The organism is Halolamina rubra (assembly GCF_000739555.1).
Lineage (GTDB): Archaea > Halobacteriota > Halobacteria > Halobacteriales > Haloferacaceae > Halolamina > Halolamina rubra.
Genome location: NZ_BBJN01000047.1, coordinates 1 through 18,127 on the forward strand (window position 1 = coordinate 1; position 18,127 = coordinate 18,127).

21 protein-coding genes and 1 pseudogene are annotated in these 18,127 nt (G+C 71.1%); 9 read left to right on the plus strand and 13 right to left on the minus strand.

Translation table 11 applies throughout. The features are described from left to right. A pseudogene (gene rfc, locus ACP95_RS12440) lies at positions 1 to 189 on the minus strand (replication factor C small subunit); the annotation flags it as partial. 113 nt (positions 190 to 302) lie between these two features. On the opposite strand from rfc, the gene samp2 reads away from it, so the two are divergent. Further along, positions 303 to 503 carry a ubiquitin-like small modifier protein SAMP2 gene (gene samp2, locus ACP95_RS12445; RefSeq protein ID WP_049981515.1) on the plus strand — a complete coding sequence of 67 codons (201 nt, stop codon included), beginning with the start codon at positions 303 to 305 and terminating at the stop codon, positions 501 to 503. 66 nt (positions 504 to 569) lie between these two features. Continuing rightward, positions 570 to 1,667, plus strand: a complete 1,098-nt coding sequence (locus ACP95_RS16160; RefSeq protein WP_202593838.1) for a GNAT family N-acetyltransferase — start codon at positions 570 to 572, stop codon at positions 1,665 to 1,667. A 6-nt stretch (positions 1,668 to 1,673) separates the two neighbouring features. Here the strand turns inward: ACP95_RS16160 and arsN2 are convergent, their stop codons facing one another. Further along, positions 1,674 to 2,153: an arsenic resistance N-acetyltransferase ArsN2 gene (arsN2, locus tag ACP95_RS12455; protein ID WP_049981516.1), complete on the minus strand. Its 480-nt coding sequence runs from the start codon at positions 2,151 to 2,153 to the stop codon at positions 1,674 to 1,676. A gap of 7 nt (positions 2,154 to 2,160) precedes the next feature. Next, a complete protein-coding gene (locus ACP95_RS12460) occupies positions 2,161 to 3,576 on the minus strand; it encodes a phosphoglucomutase/phosphomannomutase family protein (RefSeq protein ID WP_049981517.1) in 1,416 nt (471 codons plus the stop codon). Between the two features lie 94 nt (positions 3,577 to 3,670). Here ACP95_RS12460 and ACP95_RS12465 point away from each other — a divergent pair, with 94 nt between their 5' ends. After that, positions 3,671 to 4,282 carry an NADPH-dependent FMN reductase gene (locus ACP95_RS12465; RefSeq protein ID WP_049981518.1) on the plus strand — a complete coding sequence of 204 codons (612 nt, stop codon included), beginning with the start codon at positions 3,671 to 3,673 and terminating at the stop codon, positions 4,280 to 4,282. 15 nt (positions 4,283 to 4,297) lie between these two features. Here ACP95_RS12465 and ACP95_RS12470 read toward each other — a convergent pair whose 3' ends face one another. Continuing rightward, a complete protein-coding gene (locus tag ACP95_RS12470; RefSeq protein ID WP_049981519.1) occupies positions 4,298 to 4,561 on the minus strand; it encodes a GIY-YIG nuclease family protein in 264 nt (87 codons plus the stop codon). Positions 4,562 to 4,677: 116 nt separating this feature from the next. After that, entirely contained in the window at positions 4,678 to 4,833 is a 156-nt protein-coding gene (locus ACP95_RS16700) for a DUF7563 family protein (protein ID WP_449271572.1), read from the minus strand. Positions 4,834 to 5,134: 301 nt separating this feature from the next. On the opposite strand from ACP95_RS16700, the gene ACP95_RS12475 reads away from it, so the two are divergent. After that, a complete protein-coding gene (locus ACP95_RS12475; protein WP_049981520.1) occupies positions 5,135 to 5,302 on the plus strand; it encodes a DNA-binding protein in 168 nt (55 codons plus the stop codon). Positions 5,303 to 5,371: 69 nt separating this feature from the next. Here ACP95_RS12475 and rpiA read toward each other — a convergent pair whose 3' ends face one another. The 5 genes from rpiA to ACP95_RS12500 form a co-directional block, all read right to left on the minus strand. Then, positions 5,372 to 6,055, minus strand: a complete 684-nt coding sequence (gene rpiA, locus ACP95_RS12480; protein ID WP_049981521.1) for a ribose-5-phosphate isomerase RpiA — start codon at positions 6,053 to 6,055, stop codon at positions 5,372 to 5,374. A 59-nt stretch (positions 6,056 to 6,114) separates the two neighbouring features. Continuing rightward, a complete protein-coding gene (locus tag ACP95_RS12485; RefSeq protein WP_049981522.1) occupies positions 6,115 to 6,774 on the minus strand; it encodes a VOC family protein in 660 nt (219 codons plus the stop codon). Next, entirely contained in the window at positions 6,774 to 7,901 is a 1,128-nt protein-coding gene (locus tag ACP95_RS12490; protein WP_049981523.1) for an ORC1-type DNA replication protein, read from the minus strand. The genes ACP95_RS12485 and ACP95_RS12490 overlap by 1 nt, the downstream gene beginning before the upstream one ends. 642 nt (positions 7,902 to 8,543) lie before the next feature. Beyond that, entirely contained in the window at positions 8,544 to 9,539 is a 996-nt protein-coding gene (locus ACP95_RS12495; protein WP_049981524.1) for a radical SAM protein, read from the minus strand. Positions 9,540 to 9,637: 98 nt separating this feature from the next. Beyond that, positions 9,638 to 10,483, minus strand: a complete 846-nt coding sequence (locus ACP95_RS12500; RefSeq protein ID WP_049981525.1) for a VOC family protein — start codon at positions 10,481 to 10,483, stop codon at positions 9,638 to 9,640. Positions 10,484 to 10,604: 121 nt separating this feature from the next. Between ACP95_RS12500 and ACP95_RS12505 the strand changes: the two genes are divergently transcribed. Continuing rightward, a complete protein-coding gene (locus ACP95_RS12505) occupies positions 10,605 to 11,696 on the plus strand; it encodes a DUF373 family protein (protein ID WP_049981526.1) in 1,092 nt (363 codons plus the stop codon). A 27-nt stretch (positions 11,697 to 11,723) separates the two neighbouring features. On the opposite strand, the gene ACP95_RS12510 is transcribed toward ACP95_RS12505, so the two are convergent. Next, the gene (locus tag ACP95_RS12510; protein ID WP_049981527.1) at positions 11,724 to 12,566 is read right to left on the minus strand and encodes a polyprenyl synthetase family protein; all 843 of its coding nucleotides are present in this window, start codon (positions 12,564 to 12,566) and stop codon (positions 11,724 to 11,726) included. Positions 12,567 to 12,671: 105 nt separating this feature from the next. On the opposite strand from ACP95_RS12510, the gene ACP95_RS12515 reads away from it, so the two are divergent. Next, positions 12,672 to 13,295 (plus strand): methyltransferase domain-containing protein, encoded by a 624-nt coding sequence (locus ACP95_RS12515; protein WP_049981528.1) that lies wholly within the window; start codon positions 12,672 to 12,674, stop codon positions 13,293 to 13,295. Between the two features lie 15 nt (positions 13,296 to 13,310). Here the strand turns inward: ACP95_RS12515 and ACP95_RS12520 are convergent, their stop codons facing one another. Next, on the minus strand, positions 13,311 to 13,853 hold the full coding sequence (locus ACP95_RS12520; RefSeq protein WP_082224685.1) for a type IV pilin: 543 nt from the start codon (positions 13,851 to 13,853) through the stop codon (positions 13,311 to 13,313). Positions 13,854 to 13,893: 40 nt separating this feature from the next. After that, positions 13,894 to 15,150: a DUF7096 domain-containing protein gene (locus ACP95_RS12525; RefSeq protein ID WP_049981529.1), complete on the minus strand. Its 1,257-nt coding sequence runs from the start codon at positions 15,148 to 15,150 to the stop codon at positions 13,894 to 13,896. A 96-nt stretch (positions 15,151 to 15,246) separates the two neighbouring features. On the opposite strand from ACP95_RS12525, the gene ACP95_RS12530 reads away from it, so the two are divergent. From ACP95_RS12530 to ACP95_RS12540, 3 genes are all read left to right on the plus strand, one after another. Then, the gene (locus ACP95_RS12530) at positions 15,247 to 16,275 is read left to right on the plus strand and encodes a helix-turn-helix transcriptional regulator (protein WP_049981530.1); all 1,029 of its coding nucleotides are present in this window, start codon (positions 15,247 to 15,249) and stop codon (positions 16,273 to 16,275) included. 63 nt (positions 16,276 to 16,338) lie between these two features. After that, complete coding sequence (locus ACP95_RS12535) at positions 16,339 to 17,136, plus strand: electron transfer flavoprotein subunit beta/FixA family protein (protein WP_049981531.1); 798 nt, start codon at positions 16,339 to 16,341, stop codon at positions 17,134 to 17,136. After that, positions 17,133 to 18,086 (plus strand): electron transfer flavoprotein subunit alpha/FixB family protein, encoded by a 954-nt coding sequence (locus ACP95_RS12540; protein WP_049981532.1) that lies wholly within the window; start codon positions 17,133 to 17,135, stop codon positions 18,084 to 18,086. Before ACP95_RS12535 ends, ACP95_RS12540 begins: the two co-directional genes overlap by 4 nt. The last annotated feature ends 41 nt before the right edge of the window (positions 18,087 to 18,127 follow it).

Genomic DNA, 18,127 nt, shown 5'->3' on the forward strand with positions numbered 1-18,127 from the left:
CGTCGTCGTCTTCCCGACGCCCGCCGGGCCCGTAAACAGCATGTGCGGGAGCTCGCCGCCCTCGACGTAGCTCTTCACGCGCTCGATAGTCTCCTCCTGTCCGTGGATGTCGTCGAGGGTCTGGGGCCGGTACTTCTCGATCCAGATCTCCCGCCCCGTGGACACGCCCTCGGCGTCGGCCTCGCTCATACGTGGAGACGGGCGCGGCCGGGGCATAAACGGACCGGACGCGGCCGCGGGCGCGGTCACCGCTACCGACCGCGAAGGGAACGCTCAAACCCGCGGCCGGCCCACACCCGGCCATGGAGGTCAGCGTCGAACTCGTCGGCGAGGGCGAGCGGACCGTCTCGGTCGCCGACGACGCCGACTACGCCGCGGTCGTGCGGGAACTGGGCTACAGCCCCCACGAGGTGACCGTGCTCGTCGACGGCTCGCCCGTCCCCGAGGACGCCCCCGTCGACGCCGACCACGTGCGCGTCCTGCGGCTCATCGCCGGCGGCTGAGCCCGGTTTCGCGGCGAGCCCACGCCCGGGCGTCGCCGTTTTGTACTCCGGGCTCTACGTCCGCCCATGGACCGCGGGTTCGTGCTGCCGAACGTCGGGCCGGGGCCCGATCCGCTCTCGTTCTGGGAGCTCGACGCGAGCTTCGCCGTGCTGCTGCTCCACCGCGACTTCTACTGCAGCGAGTGCCGACAGCAGGTCCGCCGCGTGAAGAAGCGCTACGACGAGTTCGAGGCCCGCGACGCCGAGCTGGTGTCGGTGCTGCCGGAGGACCGCGAGACGGCGACGGAGTGGCAGAAGCAGTACCACCTCCCGTTCCCGACGCTGGCCGACCCCGACACCGAACTCGGCGACCGGTTCGACCAGCCGACCCGGTTCGGCCTCCTGGGCAAGCTCCACGACGTGATCGGCCGGATGCCGGCGGCGGTCGTGCTCGACCTGCGCGGCGACGAGCCCGTCGAGTACTACGCCCACCGGGGGGACTCCCGGACCGACCGCCCCCGGATCGACGAACTGCTGGGGGTGCTGGACCGCGCGGCGGCGACCGACCCCGAGCCGGAGGCCGCCCCCACTGATCCAGCCGAGATCGACCGCGTGCCTCCGACCGCCAGCGAGAGCCCGATCGGCGACGACGCGGGGAGCGACGAGTCGACCGGCGACGAGCCGACTGCGGGCAGCGCGGCCGACGACGACGCAACCGGCGCAGGGAAGGGCGAGGCCGACCAGCGCCGCGACGACGACGCGGCACCGAAACCACAGCGCCCGCTGGAAACACCGGAGAGCGTCGACCTCCCGGAGTCCGTCGTGCTCCGGCGGGGCGACAACGACGACGTGGTGGCGGCGATGCGGGTGCTGCAGGGGGCGCTACTGGACATCGACGGCTCCACCGTCCGGGACGCGGCGCCCGAGGGCGAACTGCTGCTGGCCGAAGCGGGCGACTGGGTCGTCGGCGCGCTGGTGCTGCGGGACGGCCACGTCGAGGGCGTCGCCGTCCGGCGGGAGCGACGCGGACAGGGGATCGGCTCGGCGCTGGTCGAAGCGGCCGTCCTCGACGAGGGGAGCACCGTCACCGCGGACTTCCGGGCCGGCGTGCGCGGGTTCTGGAAGGATCTCGGGTTCGAGGTCGAGCAGGAGGGGAGCCGGTTCTGGGGCGTCCGGACGCCGTAGGTCGGCTCAAAGCCGCCGTCGCAGCACGGTCGCCGACGACGGACAGAGCTCGCTGAACTCCGCCGACTCCCGCATCGACGCGGGAACCGAGTCGCGCTCGACGCGCTCGTACCCCAGCCCCGCGAAAAAGCCCGCGGCGGTCGTCGTCAGCAGGTACAGCGTCCCGACCCCAGCGTCGCTGGCTCGCGCTTCGAGCGCGCGGACCGCGGCGCGGCCGTACCCTTGCCCGCGGTGCGGCTCGGCGACGACCGCCGACCGCAGCAGGGCGGCGTCGTCGTACCGTTCGAGGCCGATGCAGCCGACACGGTCGTCGCCGGCGACGACGGTGAACAGCGTCGGCTTCCCGCCGCTCGGCTCCGGCCCGCCGTCGAGGCTGAGATCCGCGGTCGGGAGGCCGGACCGTGCGAGCAGGCGCCGGACCCACTCGGCCTCGCGCTCGCTGCCGACGGGGGCGAGCGTCACGGCCGCGTCAGGGTTCCGGGACATGGTTTGATCAGACCAGCGGCGCGACCAGCTCCCGGCCGGCGTCGAGCACCGCCTCGACCCGCGACGCCGTCGACGCCTCGGCGTACACCCGGAGCTTGGGCTCGGTGCCGGAGGGGCGGACCAGCAGCCACGAGCCGTCCTCGCAGAGCAGTTTGAACCCGTCGACGGTGACGGTGCGCTCGACCGGAACCCCCGCCACCTCGTCGGGGATCACGTCCTCGAGATCGTCGAGCACGCGCTGCTTCTCGCTGTCGGGGCAGTCGACGCTGAGCTTGTCGGCGACGATGCCGCCGTGTTCGGCCTCGAGGCGGGAGATCCGGTCGTCGTAGGACTCCTCGGCCTCGATCGCGCAGGCGAGCAGCGCCATCAGCACGCCGTCCTTCTCCCGGACGTGGCCGCGGATCGAGAACCCGCCGGACTCCTCGCCGGCCATGAGCGCGTCGTGCTCGCCCATCGCGTCGGCGACCCACTTGAACCCGACCGCGGTCTCGATCACGTCCTCGCCGTGGGCCTCCGCGACCCGGTCGATGAGGAACGTCGTCGAGACGGTGCGGACCGCGGGGCCGGACGCCGTCTCGAGCAGCGCGTCGTACGTCGCCGCGAAGAAGCGGTTCTCGCCGAGGTAGCCGTCGGGCGTCGCGACCGCGATCCGGTCGGCGTCGCCGTCGTTGGCGATCCCGATGTCGGCGTCGCCGTCGACGACGCGGTCGACGAGCGCGTGGAGGTTCGACTCGGACGGCTCGGGCGCGCCGCCGCCGAACTCGGGGTCGTCCGCACAGCGCAGGCGCTTCACCTCCGCGCCGGCGGCCTCGAGCACCTCGTCGGTCACGCCCCGGCCCGAGCCGTGCATCGCGTCGTAGGCGACGGTGAGGCCGGAGAGGTCGACTGAACCGGAGCTGTCGGTGCTAAACTCGTAGGAGGCGACGAGCTCCTCGACCGCCGCCGAGTGCGGGCCGATCAGGTCGTCGCGGGTGACGCTCCCGCGCTCTGCCTCGGGCAGCGCCTCCGGTTCGCGGAGGTTCGCCTCGATGCGGTCGGTGACCGCGGGCATCGCCGGCGCGCCGTCGCCGGGGAAGTACTTGATCCCGTTGTACTCCGGGGGGTTGTGGGAGGCTGAGAGGATGACGGCGCCGGCGCAGTCGCGGTCGACCGCGTTCCAGACTGCGGTGGGGGTGGGCACGTCGCGCTCGGGGAGGAGTACGTCGAACCCGTTGTCGGTCAGCACGTCGGCGACGCTCTCGGCGAAGCCGGGCGAGGACGGGCGGGCGTCGTACCCGACGACGACGGGGGCGTCGGCGCCCTCCTCGCGGAGGTAGTCGGCGACGCCCTGGGCGACGATGCGGACGCGGTCGTCGGTGAACGAGTCGAGCGTCGCCCGCCAGCCGTCCGTGCCGAACTGGATGGCCTCGGTTGGGTCGGTCATGCCTCCCGGTTCGTGGGTGGGAAAGAAAAAGGGGCCCCTCACGTCGCCGGCCGGTTCCGACCCGCTTTTCACTCCTTCGGCTAAATTCCGGGCAATGACCCGAGTCGTCGCCGTCAGCGGCAGTCTCCGCGACGGGAGCTACACGAAGGCCGCCCTCCAGTACGCGCTCGACGCCGCCGAGACCGCGGGCGTCGAGACCGACCTGATCGACCTCGCGGCGGTCGACCTCCCGCTGTACGACCCCGACCGCCCGACGGCGGAGGCCGGCGACGCCGAGGAGCTGCTCGCCCGCGTCCGCGCGGCCGACGGGGTGATCCTCGGGGCGCCGGTGTACCACAGCTCCTACTCCGCCGCCTTCCGGAACTTCCACGACTACTGCGGCTTCGACGAGTACGAGGAGACCGTCGTCGGGCTGCTTGTCGCCGCCGGCGGCGGCACGATCGCGGACACGCTCAACGACATGCGCAGCACCGTCCGCGGCGTCCACGGCTGGACGCTGCCGACGCAGGTGGGGCTGCGCAACGCCAGCAGCCGGTTCGAACCGCGGACGGGCGAGCCCGACGCCGACGAGATCGGCGCCGACGCCGAGTACGCGTTCGTCGACGACGACCTGCGGGCGCGCACCTGCAAACTCGGCTACCGGGTCGGCACGTACGCGCGGCGCGCTCCGGAGTTCATCGGCATCGACGACGAGCCCGAGTGGTAGCGCCGCCGGGCGTTCTCAGTCGTCGAGTTCCGGCTCCTCGGAGCCGGCGACGAGTCGCTCCTTCTCGGGCCGGGAGAGCTGCTTGATCTCGTGTTCGCGGGACATCGCGGCCGACCTGGTCTCGAACGACTCGACGTGGACCAGCTCCACCGGCGTCCGCCCGCGGGTGTACTTCGCGCCCTCGCCGGCGTCGTGTTCCGCGACGCGTCGGGCCACGTCGGTGGTGTAGCCCGTGTACAGCGTCTCGTCGGCACACGAGAGGACGTAGACGTGGTGCACGCGGGCACAAACACGGCCGGGCGCCTAAGCGGTCCGGTTCGGCCGAAAGTGAGGATCGAACCGGCGCGGCCGCGGACCACGCCGGGGAACGAGGTAGTTGGCTGGCGATACCCCCCTCAGTGGGTTTCGGTACGGGTCCGGTCCCGCGCGACTTCCGCGATACCGGCGTTCGCAGCGCACGAGGGGCAGGCGTCGAGCCGACCCTTCTCGTCGGCGAACACGCGGGCGAAGCGCTCGGAGACGTGTGACCCGCAATGGTCACAACGTGACATCTGGTTCACCGGTATCCACCGGTACCGGCACGCGGGGGTACGCCACGCACGGGTCAATAGGTTTGTGGGTATTCCTGCCACACGCGGTGAAACGAACGGTTCCGAGCCCACGCTGTCGGTTTTCTTCAGTCGCTTTCGGCTGAATCTCGGCACGTTCGGTCGACGCCAGCGCCTGCGTGGCGCGTGACGAGTTCGGGGCTCGGGCCGTCACACGTAAAAGTCCTGAAATCGGCGGCTGGCGTGTCCCCTTCGGTCGATTTGGGAAATCTTATTAAGAGGGGTCGAGTAGCGGGAGACGCATATGTCCAACCTTATCGTCAAGGCCGCCGTCAAGGAGTACCTCGATGAGAAGAACGTCGCGTCGGACTTCTACGGCGCGCTCGACGAGGAAGTCGAGGAGCTGCTCGAGGACGCCGCCCGCCGTGCCGAGGAGAACGACCGGAAGACGGTCCAGCCGCGCGACCTTTAAATCCGGCCGTAGCCGTTCTCGCTTTTTCCGACCCAGCGCCGACCAGCCGCGGCGTTATCGGTCGCCGACTCAGTAGCGGGTCACGTCGACGCCGTCGTCGGTACCGACGTGGACCTCGTCGGCGAGGTCGACGAACAACCCGTGTTCGACGACGCCCGGCGTCGCCGACAGGGTCGCCGCGAGCGCGCCGGGGTCGCCGATCGCCCCGAACTCGCAGTCGAGCACGAGGTTCCCGTTGTCGGTGACCACTGGCCCGTCCTTCCGCTCGGCGGCCCGCAGCGTCGGGTCGCCGCCGGCCGAGCGGACGGCGTCGGCGACCGGCCGGCGGGCGTCGGGGAGGATTTCGACTGGAACCGGCTGTGAGAGCCGCTCGGCCCCCTTCGTTGGGTCGGCGACGACGACGAACCGCTCGGCGGCGCTGTCGACGAGTTTCTCGCGTGCGTGAGCGGCGCCGCCGCCCTTGATCAGCGCGCCGTCGGCCGCGACCTCGTCGGCGCCGTCGATGGCCACGTCCGGGACGGCCTCGTCGAGGCTCGTGAGCGGGATGCCGGCCTCGCGGGCGAGTTCGCGGGACTGGAAGGAGGTGGGGATGCCGCGAACGTCGAGGCCGGCGTCGACGCGCTCGCCAAGTTCGCGGATGGCGTGGGCGGCCGTGCTGCCCGTGCCGAGCCCGACGACGTCGCCGTCGTCGGGGATGTCGGCCGCCGACTCGCCCGCCCGCCGCTTCGCGTCGTCGCCGCCGGTCTGCTTCATGCGGCGTCGTTGGACCGGGGGGAGCAAAGGCGCGTCGGCGGCGTCGGGTGGCTCGCGGGTCAGTCGCCGATCCCGACCACGGAGACCGGCCCCTCGGCGAAGGAGAGCGCGCCCGTCCCGCCCTCGGCGACGACCGAGAGCGGCGCGATCTCGGCGCCGCGGTCCGTCGGGAACCACTCGCGGCCGGGGGTGGCGAGGACGAACGCGCCCGCCGGCCCGCCGACGTACGCGAACTCTTCCCGCGGATCGCTCTCCAGACCGAACGTCCGGTCGAGGCGATCGGCGGCCCACGGCACGTCGCTGGTGGTGATCCCGATCTCGCCGACGTCCAGCAGCGACTCCGGGCCGAACGGGTCGGTCGGCCCCTCCCGCCCGTCGCGGGCGAGGAGCTCGAGCACGTTCCCCGCCGGATCGCCGGCGTAGACGGCCGTGGCGTCGAGGAAGTCGTAGCGGAACTGGGTTCGGTCGGCGGCGGCCAGCAGGCCGGCTCGGTCGTCCAGCCAGTCGGCGGCCTCGTCGGCGGTGTCCCCCGGCACCGAGAAGGCGACGTGGTAGCACGGATCGCCCTGGTCGGTCGCGCGGAACTCCAGCGCCGAGCGACCGACGGCGACGACGAACCCGTCGGCGGTGTCGCTCACTGGCAGGCCGAGCGCCTCGGCGTAGAACGGGCGGAGGGCGTCGGGGTCGGCGGTCGCGAGGGTGACGTGTCGCAGGCGCATCACTCCAGCCGATCCAGTACGGCCTCGGGCTCGTAGGCGAGCGAGAGCGAGCGCGAGCGCCCGCGGCCCTCCACGTCGGCGTACTCGGTCTCGAGCACGCCGAGCTGTTCGAGCTTCTTCACGATCTCGGAGTAGCGGGTGTAGCCGAGGTCTGTCTGCTCGTGGAACGCCTCGTACACGTCGCCGGCTTGCTCGCCGCCGTGTTCGGCGACGACGCGGACCAGCGCGCGCTCGGAGTCGGAGAGCTCCCGGAGGCTGCGCGCGAGGTGGACGTACTTCGAGCGCTCGTAGGCGTCCTCGATGTCCTCCTCGGAGATCGTGCGCGAGCCGCGCATCTCGGCGTTGAGGCCGGCCCGGCGCAGCAGGTCGATCCCGACCCGGAGGTCGCCGCTCTCGGCGGTGAGTTCGGCGACGCGGTCGAGCTCCGGCGCCGACAGCACGCCGTCGTGGAACCCGCGCTCGACGCGCTCCCGGAGGATGTCGACGATCTCGGGGGCGTCGTAGGGGGGGAAGTAGATGTCCTCCGGGCGGAACACGCTCTGGACCCGGGAGTCGAGCTCGTCCATCACCGACAGCGAGAGGTCCGAGGAGACGACGACGACGCCGATGCGCGCGCCGGCGTGGGTCTCGTGGGCCCGGAGGAGGGAGTACATCGTGTCGGAGGCCTCGTTCTCGTAGAACAGGTAGTTCACGTCGTCGAGCGCGACGATCAGCACCTCGTCCTCCTCGACGAGCCGGTCGGACACCTGCTCGAACAGCTTCTTGAAGGAGACGCCGGAGGAGGGGGGCTCGTAGTCGAACACGCTCTGGAACAGCCGCGAGAACACCGCGTAGCGGGTGGAGTCGACCTGGCAGTTGACGCGGACCGTGCGGACGCTCGGCGCCTCGACGCTCAGCTCGCCGAACAGCTTCTGGACCGCGGTGGTCTTCCCCGTCCCGGGCGGCCCGCGGATCACGGTGTTGAGCGGGCGGGAGCCCCGGACGGCGGGTCGGAGCGCGTACTTCAGGCTCTCCAGTTGGCTCTCTCGGTGTTTGAACGTCTCGGGGACGTAGTCGACCTCGAACACGGACTCGTCGCGGAACACCGACTCGTCCCAGGAGAGCATGCCGTCGGGGTCCCCGGTCATACTCGTGAGTGTCGGCGGTGACTACTTAACGGTTTACGAGGAGTGGGTGCGGTGTTGGGACTTTCTGGGGTTTGTGTAGACACTGGGGTCTCTGTGGATCGTCGGAGGGCGGAGGGTCTGGCTCGCTGTCGTGTCGAGCGTATCAACAGTGGGTTCGGCAACACCGTGAAAGCCCTCGAGGCGCTGGGCTCGGGGGGCTCGCTGCGCGTCTCGCTTCGCTGCGGTGCTTGCGTCGCCCGCCTTCGCCCAGCGCCTCGCCCCTTTCAGTCCCACCCACGGCACAGCCCACAGACCTCCCCAACCGACTCGTTCCTTCGCTATCGCTCAGTCACTCGTCCCTCGCGCTGACACGCGGCACAAGGCCGCGTGCGTTTCGCGCCGACCGCAACAGCGGTGCGGTCGCGGTGGACACCGCGGGCCGGCAACTGTCGCCGGCCCGCGGGGGAGGGGTGGGGATTCGGCGCTGTGCCGGGCCTCGTGCCCGGCACACTGCGGTCACAAGTGGTCTACGAACGAGCTGCTGGTGCTGTCGCTGTTGCTGTTTCAGTTGCCAACGATCGAGATTTCGTCGCCGTCGCGGTCGCCGTAGCTGTCGAAAACACGCGAAACCAAGAGACTGTGCCCGACAAATCCGCTCCAGAATCAGGCAAGCGGCGTCCGCTCGACCACGGTCCCGTCGTAGTTCGGGTACTGCTCGACGATCTCCCCGTCGTCGACGTCGCCGTCCTCGATCATCTCCTCCAGCAGCCACCACGCCACTTCGACGTGGTCAGACTTCACGGTGTAGTACTCCTCGGGCACGCCGAGCTCCTCGAACCGCGCCGGGTCGGCGTAGCTCTTGCCGTACACCAGCGTCCCGTCGTCGGTCACGTCGTCGAACTCCCGGCGGACGTTCCGGGCCATCCGCTTCAGGCGGCGGCGGTGCTGGGCGGCGTCTTTGAACACCGAGGTGCAGAAGTACACCTTCTCGTGGTCGCCCATCACGTCGAGGATGTCGCCGCGGGAGTCCTCGACGGCGCTCATGTGGCCCTCCTTGCGCTCGAACCCCTCCTCCTGCATCCGGCGGTAGTTCCCGTCGGACATCTCGAACTCGTTGACGTTGCAGAACTCGGCGGCGCCCTCGTCGATGAACTCCATGAACTCCGGCTCCGGCCGGATGCCCGGGATCTCGAACGCGGGGGTGAGCCCCTCCTCGCGGGCGATGTAGAGGATCTCCTCCCACTCGGTGCCGTGCATGTCGCCCCAGAGTTCGAGGGGTGGGTGGAAGCGGATCTCGTCCAGTCCGGCCTCCGCGAGTCGGCGCATGTTCTCCCGGCCGCCCGGGATCCCGGTGTAGAGGTGGATGTGGTGGTCCTCGCCGAACTCGTCTTTGAGCAGTTCGATGTAGTGGCAGGTCCGCTCCAGCACCTCCTGGGGCTCGCCGCCGGTGATGGAGGAGCCCAGCGCGTCCATGCGCTTGGCCTCGGTGATCACGTCCTCGTCGCTCTCGACGGGCCGCTCGTTGGCGTACACCTGCTCGACGTTCTTCCGGTTCTCGCCGAGGGGACAGTAGAAACAGTCCCGCTGGTCACAGTAGCCGTAGACGAACATCACCATCTTGCCGCCCTTGGCGCACTGTTCACAGCCCTTCGAGATCATCAGTTACGTGTGCTACCCAGCCGAGCCTCAAAAACCGCACGATGCGGGCGTGTGCCGCCGTCTCACGGACTCACGCCGGCGTCGACGCCGGCGCGGGCTCACGACTCCGCGCGGAACCGGACCTCGATCCCGTCCGGGCCCGTGACGGCGACGGCGCCGTCGACGGCGGTCGGCTCGTACTGGCCCGCCTCGAGTCGGTCCCGGAGCGCGTCGAGCGCCTCGGCGTCCGGGAGCACAACCTCGAACCACGCGAGCCCGGCCCCCGACGCCGGCTCGGAGCGGCGGTGCCACGTGTTCGCGCCGAGGTGGTGGTGGTAGCCGCCGGCGGAGACGAACGTCGCGTCCCGCATCCTCGTCTGCTGCTCGAAGCCGACCGTGTCGACGTAGAACTCGCCGAACGCCTCGAGCGAACGCAGTTCGAGGTGGACGTGCCCCACGTCCGTCCCGGCCGGGACCGTCGACGCCCCCGCGGCGGCGGCCGCCACGGCGTCGAGGTCGAGCGGATCCGTCCCCATCGCGACGCGCCCGTCGTCGGTGTGGGGCCACGCCGAACGCGGGAAGTCGCGGTAGATCTCGACGCCGTTGCCCGCCGGATCCGTGAGGTACAGCGCCTCGCTGACGCGGTGGTCCGAGGCGCCGTCCAACTGCCAGCGGTCCCGGATCCGCGCCAGCGCGTCGCCCAGCGCCGCGCGCGAGGGCACCCTGAAGGCGGTGTGGAACAGCCCGGCGCTCTGTGGCGGGCGGGGCGCCACCTCCGCGGTCCCGTCGAGGACCAGCAGCGGCGTGTCCGCGACACCGAGAACGGCCCGCGAGGGCGACTCCGAGAGCGTCTCCAACCCCACCACGTCCCGGTAGAACGCCGTCGTCTCCCCGAGGTCGTCGACGCGGAGCGCGGTACGGCCGATGCGTGTCGCCGCCGGGAGGCGGGCCGTGTCGGGTGCCATCGGAATCAGTTACCCGCCAGTTCGGCTCGGCGCCGTATATCGCTGCGGGAACAGGCGCCGACCGCCGCGGGCGCTAGCGGCCCCCGAAAGCAGATATGGCCCCGTCCCGTACACCCCCGTGATGCTGTTGGTCCTCGCGGTCGACCTCGACGACGACCTCGGTCGCAAGACCGGGATCTCCACGCCCGTGCTGGGGCGGGAGGACGTCGAGGACGCCGCCACGCGGCTCGCGACCGCCGACCCCGAGGATTCCGACGTGAACGTCCTGTTCCAGGCGATCCACACCCGCGACCAGCTCGAGCGCGAGGGCGAGGAGGTCGCGGTCGCCGCGGTCACGGGCGTCGACGCCAGCGACGTGAAAGCCAACCGCGCCGTCGGCGAGGAGGTCGACACCGTGCTCGCGGCGCTCTCGACCGGCGAGAACGTGCGCGCCATCGTCATCACCGACGGCGCACAGGACGAGTCCGTGCTCCCGGTGATCCGCTCGCGGGTGCCGATCGACGGGCTCCGGCGCGTCGTCGTCCGGCAGGCCCAGGATCTGGAGTCGATCTACTACACGATCAAGCAGGTGCTGGGCGACAAGGAGACCCGCGGCACGCTGCTGGTGCCGCTGGGGGTGCTCCTGCTCGTCTACCCGATGGTGCTGATCGCCAACGCGTACGACGTGGCGGGCGTCTCCGTCCTCGGCGTGCTCTCCGGCGCCCTCGGCCTCTACACGCTGTTCCGCGGGCTGGGGCTGGAGGCGGCCGTCGACGAGGCCGCGAACGAGGCCCGCCAGCTCCTGTACGCCGGCCGGGTGACGCTGATCACCTACGTCGTCGCCGCCGCGCTGGTCGCCATCGGCGGCTGGCAGGGGTACCAGGCGGTGTCCGCGGACGCGTCGAACCTGCCGCTGCCGACCCAGGCGGCCGTGTTCGTCCACGCCGCGGTGAGCTGGGTCGCCGCCGCCGGGGTCACCTCCAGCCTCGGGCAGGTCACCGACGAGTACCTCGACGGCGCGTTCCGCTGGCGCTACCTCAACGCCCCGTTCTACGTGCTCGCGATCAGCGTCGTCCTCCACGCCGTCTCGGGCTTCTTCCTCCCCGGCGAGGGGGCGATGGCGATGACCGACCTGGCGCTGGCGCTGACGGCGGGGACGCTGCTGGGCGTGCTGAGCACGCTCACGTTCGCGATCGCGGAGAACCGGTTCCCGGCGACGGCGGAGGCGGCCTGATCGCCCGCTGGTGGCGGCGCTCGGCGCCTACCGCTCCCGGCTGACGACGTACTCCGCCAGCTGTTCGAGGTACTCCCGGGCCTCGCCGTTCTCGACGGTCGCGGTCGCCAGCGCGTCGAGCGCGCGGTCGGACTCCGCCGTCGCCCGCCGGTCGGCCTCCTCAGCGGTGAGATCGGTCACCTGAATCAGCGACGGACGGTCCATCTCCGCGTCCTGGCCGGCGGGCTTGCCCAGATCCGCGGCGTCGGCGGTGGCGTCGAGCACGTCGTCGCGCATCTGGAACGCGACGCCGACGCGCTCGGCGTACTCGCCCATCGACTCGACGGTGAACCCGTCGGCGCCGGCGGCGATGGCGCCGACCTCCGCGGCCGCGCGGAACAGCGCGCCCGTCTTCCGGCGGGCCAGCTCCATGTACTCGGCCTCGTTCTCGGGCTCGGCGACCAGCTCGGTCGCCTCGCCCTCGCCGAGTTCGACCATCGCCTCGGCGACGACGGTCATCGCGTGCTCGTTCGCCGAGAACAGCGCGAACGCCTCGCCCAGCAGCCCGTCGCTGGCGACGATCGCCGGGCCGTAGCCGTACTCGGCCCACGCGCTGGGGTTGCCTCGCCGGAGCTCCGAGCGGTCGATGATGTCGTCGACGACCAGCGACGCGTTGTGGACCAGCTCGATCCCGACGGCGAAGTCGACGGCGTCCTCGGGGTCGCCGCCGGCGGCCTCGCAGGCCAGCAGCGTGACGGCGGGCCGGACGCGCTTCCCGCCCGACAGCGTGACGTGTGACAGTCGCTCGGCCAGCGCGGGTGGCTCGACGGACTCGACGAGCGTCGACAGCCGCTCGTCGACGAGTTCCACCCGGCGGTCGAGCGTCTCCATTACCGTGTTCTCGGGGCGGTTCACCCAAGTACGTGACGATAGCCGCCGGTCGTGCCCCTCTCGAAAACCGCAGCATTATGCCCCGCCCGCCCCAAGCGTCGCCCAATGGGAGTTCTGGAGGACAAGGCGCGGGCTCGCACCTTCTACAAGTACCTCTCGAAGGTGTACGACACGGTCAATCCGCTGGTCTGGAACGAGGAGATGCGCGACGAGGCGCTCTCACGGACCGGGATCGAGGCGGGAGACCGCGTGCTCGACGTTGGCTGTGGCACCGGCTTCGGCACCGAGGGGCTGCTCCAGTACACCGACGACGTACACGGGCTGGACCAGAGCGTCCACCAGCTGGAGAAAGCCTGGGCGAAGTTCGGCAAGACCGACCAGGTGAAGTTCTACCGCGGCGACGCCGAGCGCCTCCCCTTCGCCGACGACAGCTTCGACCACTACTGGTCCTCGGGCTCGATCGAGTACTGGCCGAACCCCGTCGACGCCATCGAGGAGGCCCGCCGCGTCACCAAGCCCGGCGGCACCGTCCTCATCGTCGGCCCCGACGAGCCGAGCAACGGCCTGTTCCACAAGCTCGCCGACGCGATCATGCTGTTCTACGACGCCGACGAGGCCGACCGGATGTTCAGCGCGGCGGGCTTCCCCGAGCGCGAACACGTCGTGATGCAGGCCAACCCCGGCAGCCCGCGGGCGATCGTCACGATCGCGACCGTCCCCGAGGAGTAGCCCGGCCGCCCCTTCTCAGCCGTCGACGCGCGTCGAGAGCGACGCGAACCGCTGGTCGCCGTAGAACAGTTCGACCGTCAGCCGCGCGCCCGGGTCGAGCGCGGGCTCGTTCGTCGCCGCGACCCGGAGCGTCGTCGTCTCCCCGACCGCCCACTCGTCGTCGGTCTCGGGGTTGAACGCGCCGCTCGGGCCGCCGTGGAACCCCTCGGCGGCGAAGAACGGCACCGGCGGCTGGTGGGCGAGCGGCTCGCCGTCGACGCTGATCCGGACCCGGAGCGCGTGCACGTCGACGGCGTCGCCGCCCTCGTGGGAGAGCGTGATCCGGTCGTCCGCGGCCGTCACCTCGAACGTCGCCGTCGGCGGCGAGCCGCCGAGCGCGGCGGCCTGCCCGAAAAGGACGGTGCCGAGGACGGCGGCGGTCGCGACGGTGATCCCGACGAGCACCACCGCGCCGAGCGCCGGCGAGACGGCGCGGTCGCTGTCGGTCGGGTCGGGGAGGACGGCGGTTCGTGCGAGGAGTACGCCGGTCGGCGAGGGGACGGCGTCGGTGGGGAGCACGACGGCGCTGGTCGCGCTCTCCTACTTCAACGCTCGCCCGTCAGCGCTCGAGCTCCGGCGGCTCGGTGGCGTTCGTCTCGACGTAGGCCGCGGTCGTCTCGTCGCCCACCGCGAGGACGGTGTAGCTCCCGCGCGGGGAGACCGCCCAGATCGTGCCGTCGTCGCCGGTTCGGCCGATCGCGGTGCGCTCGGCCTGGCCCTGGCTGAGCGTCACCGCGAGGTCGATCGGCTCGCCCGACTCGGCGTCGGTGACGGTGACCTGCAGCGGCCCGCCGGGGTAGGTGCGGTTGACGGTGACGTTGATCCCGCTGATCGTGTTCGACGCGACCGAGTCCGAGCGGTACTGGTCGAGCGCGAAGCGCTGGTACTCCTTGAACACGCGCTCGGAGCCGCTGTCGACGAACGCGGTCAGCGAGCGTTCGGGCCCGGAGATGGTGACGATGTTGGTCGTCCCGGAGGTCGTCGCCGAGGGGTCGCCGTACCGGAAGATCTCGGGGTAGCTCTCCCGGGTGACGTTGACCGCCTCGTTGGGCTCCATCGTCGCGTCGTCGTCGCCGGACTGGACCGCGCCGCGGAACGCCTCGCGGTGGTAGTAGCCGTCGTCGACGGTCGCCAGCTCGTACCCCTCGGGGCCGGTTGTGACGAAGAACTGCGTCGGGTCGTCGACGCCCCGGATCGCGTCGGCGGCGCGCTCACGCACCGGGCCGCCGAACGTGCGGAGCTCGTACCGGATCTCGGTCGGGCGGGAGAGGCTGAACCCCTCGATCTCGTCGGATAGCTCGGTGAGCCGCACCATCCGCGTCTCGAGCGCGTCGGCTTTCGCGGAGATGGTCGCCAGTTCGATCACGAACTCCTCGGGGGTGAGCTCGCCGGCGTTGAACGCGCGGATCGCCTCCTCCTGGCGGTCGCGGAGGGTGATGATCTCGGTCTCGACGGTCGAGGACGCCTGAATGATGCGGCGACTGCGCTCGCTCTCGTCCTCGGCGGCGCGGACCCACTCCACCACGGCGGCGGTCTCGACCTCGACGGCGGTGACGTTGCCGTTGAACTCCGCCGCCGGACCCAGGTTCAGCGTCGCGCCGTCGACTTCGCTGCGCTGGACGGCGCCGTCGGGGACGACGAGCACCCGGGTCTGGTTGCTCCGGTTGAACTCGCTCTCCACCTGCGCGGGGGTGGCGGTGTCGGGGCGCTGGAGGGTGTCTATCGGCGCCGCTGGCGGGGCGGCGGCGCCGACGCCGGCCGGGACGGCCAGCGCGAGGGAGAGGGCGAGCGCGGCGACGATCGCGAGGGACCTCATCGGACACATCTATCGCGGCCTCACCCTTAAAACTCGCCGGAGCGCCGCGGAGGGGTGATAGAAAGCGTTTTGCCCGGGCGCTGTCACGCTGGGCACATGCGGTACGTCGTCGTCGCCCTCCTGTTAGTCTGCGCGCTCTCGGGCACAGCGGTGGCCCAGGAGTCGCCAAACGTCGCCGCAGCGACGACGACGTTCGACGTTGACCTCCAGCCCGACGGCGACGCGGACTGGACGGTTCGGACGACGATCCCGTTGGACACCGACGAGGAACGGGCGGGGTTCCGGTCGTACGCCGAGGAGTTCGAGGACGGCGAGGCGGCGACCTCGCCCGGGATCGCCTTCTTCGAGTCGGCCGCGGCGGCGGCGTCGACGGCGGCCGACCGGGAGATGTCGATCACGGCCGTCGACCGGAACTACAGCGTCGGCAACGACTCCGGGACGCTGGTGCTCCGGTTCCAGTGGACGAACTTCCTCGACCCGACCGCCGACGGCTACGAGCTGGGCGACGCGCTGCTGACCGAGGACGGGACGTGGCTCCGGTCGCTCGAGTCCGGGCAGGAGATCCGGATCCGCACGCCGCCGGGGTACGAGATCCAGCGCAGCATCGAGGCCCGCCAGGAGAACGACTCGCTGGTCGTCACCGGCCCCGAATCGTTCGACCCCGAGGAGTTCTCGGTCACCTACGCCGCCGAGGAGAGCCCCGGCCAGTCGCCCGGCGACCCCGACGAGGGGGTCGACGCTCTCGCCGCGGCGCTGCTCGGGCTGCTGTTCCTGGTCGTGCTCGTGCTGGCGGTGTGGCGCTGGCGCGGCGGCGAGCCCATCGGCGCGGTCGACCGCGACGAGCCGTCGCCGCCCGCGGACGGCCCGGAGCCCGAGACGAGCGAGCCCGAGCCGGCGGGGAACGGCGGCGTCGACCCCGAACTGCTCTCGGACGAGGAGCGCGTCGAGACGCTGCTCGAGGCGAACGGCGGCCGGATGCGGCAGGCCGACATCGTCGCGGAGACCGACTGGTCGGACGCGAAAGTGTCCCAGCTGCTCTCCCGGATGGCCGACGAGGGCCGCGTCGAGAAGCTCCGGCTGGGGCGGGAGAACGTCATCTCCCTGCCCGATGAGGCCGAGGAGTAGGCGACGCATCCGGGTGAGGGCATAGCGAAAGGATTTACCCCCAGCCACGGGAATTTCGTGCCGATGAAGGTTCTGGTAACCGTCAAGGAGGTGGCAGCCGTCGAGGACGACTTCGAGATCGACGGGCTGTCCATCGACGATCGGTACCTCGAGTACGACCTCAACGAGTGGGACGACTACGCCGTGGAGGCGGCGGTCCAGATCGCGGAGGCCGCCGACGAGGACGTGGAAGTCGTCGCCGCCACGATCGGCCCCGAGCGCAGCGAGGAGACGATCCGGATGGCGCTGGCGAAAGGCGCCGACCGCGCGGTGCGCGTCTGGGACGACGCCATCGCCGAGCAGACGCTGCTCGACGTGGACGCGAAGGCGAGCGTGTTCGAGCAGGTCGTCGCCGAGGAGGAGCCCGACCTGGTGCTGACGGGCGTCCAGGCCGGCGACGACGCGTTCGGCGCGACGGGGGTCGCGCTGGCCAACCGCGTGGGCTACCAGTGGGCGGCGGTCGTCAACGACCTCGACTACGAGGCGGGCGACGACATCGCCACGGTCCGGCGCGAGCTCGAAGGCGGCGTCGAGGAGATCACCGAGGTCGACCTCCCCGCGGTGCTCTCGATCCAGACGGGGATCAACGAGCCCCGCTACGCCAGCCTCCGTGGGATCCGGCAGGCCCAGCAGAAGGAGATCGCGCCCCACGACCTGAGCGACCTCGGGCTCGACGCCGAGGCCGTCGACGGCGCGCTCGAACTGACCGACATGTACGAGCCCGAGAGCGAGTCCGACGCGACGATCTTCGAGGGCGGCGCCGAGGGCACCGCCGCGGAGCTGGCTTCGGTGCTGCGGGACAAGGGGGTGGTCGGCGAATGAGTGACGTCCTATTCGTCGCCGAACACCGCCGCGGCGACCTGCGCGACGTGAGCTACGAGGGGATCACTGCGGGCCGCGATCTGGCCGACGCGCTCGGCGGCGAGCTCCACGTCGCCGTCGTCTCCGGCCCCGTCGACCGGTTCGCGGAGTCGCTGAACACGCCCGAGGTCGACGCGATCCACACCGTCGACGCCGGCGAGGAGTTCGACCACGACACGTACGCGGCCGCGACCGAGGCGCTCCACGCCGAGCTCGACCCGGCCGCGCTGCTGCTTCCGAACTCGGTCAACGGGCTGGACTACGCCCCCGCGGTCGCGGACTCGCTGGGGCTCCCGTACGCGAGCGACGCCGTCGCCGTCGCGTACGACGACGGGCTGACCGTCACCCGCGAGATGTACGGCTCGAAGGTCGAGACCACCGTCGACGTGGCCGGCGACCAGTTCGTGATCAGCATCCGGAGCGGCGAGTGGGCGGCCGCCGACGGCGCCGGCGACGCCGAGATCTCGGCGTTCGAGTTCGACGAGTCGGGCGTCGACAACGGCGCCCGCGTCCAGGGGTTCGAGGAGGTCGGCAACGGCGACGTGGACATCGGCGAGGCCGACTTCCTGGTGTCGATCGGCCGCGGGATCGAGGAGGAGGAGAACCTCGACCTGATCCGCGACCTGTGTGACGCGACGGGCGCGACGCTCTCCTCGTCGCGGCCGATCGTCGACAACGGCTGGCTGCCGAAGAACCGGCAGGTCGGCCAGTCCGGCAAGCAGGTGACGCCGGACGTGTACCTCGCGATCGGGATCTCCGGTGCGGTCCAGCACGTCGCGGGGATGAAGGGCGCGGAGACGATCATCGCGATCAACACCGACCCGAACGCGCCGATCTTCGACATCGCGGACTACGGGATCGTCGGCGACCTGTTCGACGTGGTGCCGGCGCTGATCGAGGAGTTCGAGTAGACAACCTGAACCTCTTTTGCGGGGGCATGTCCTCGCGGGCG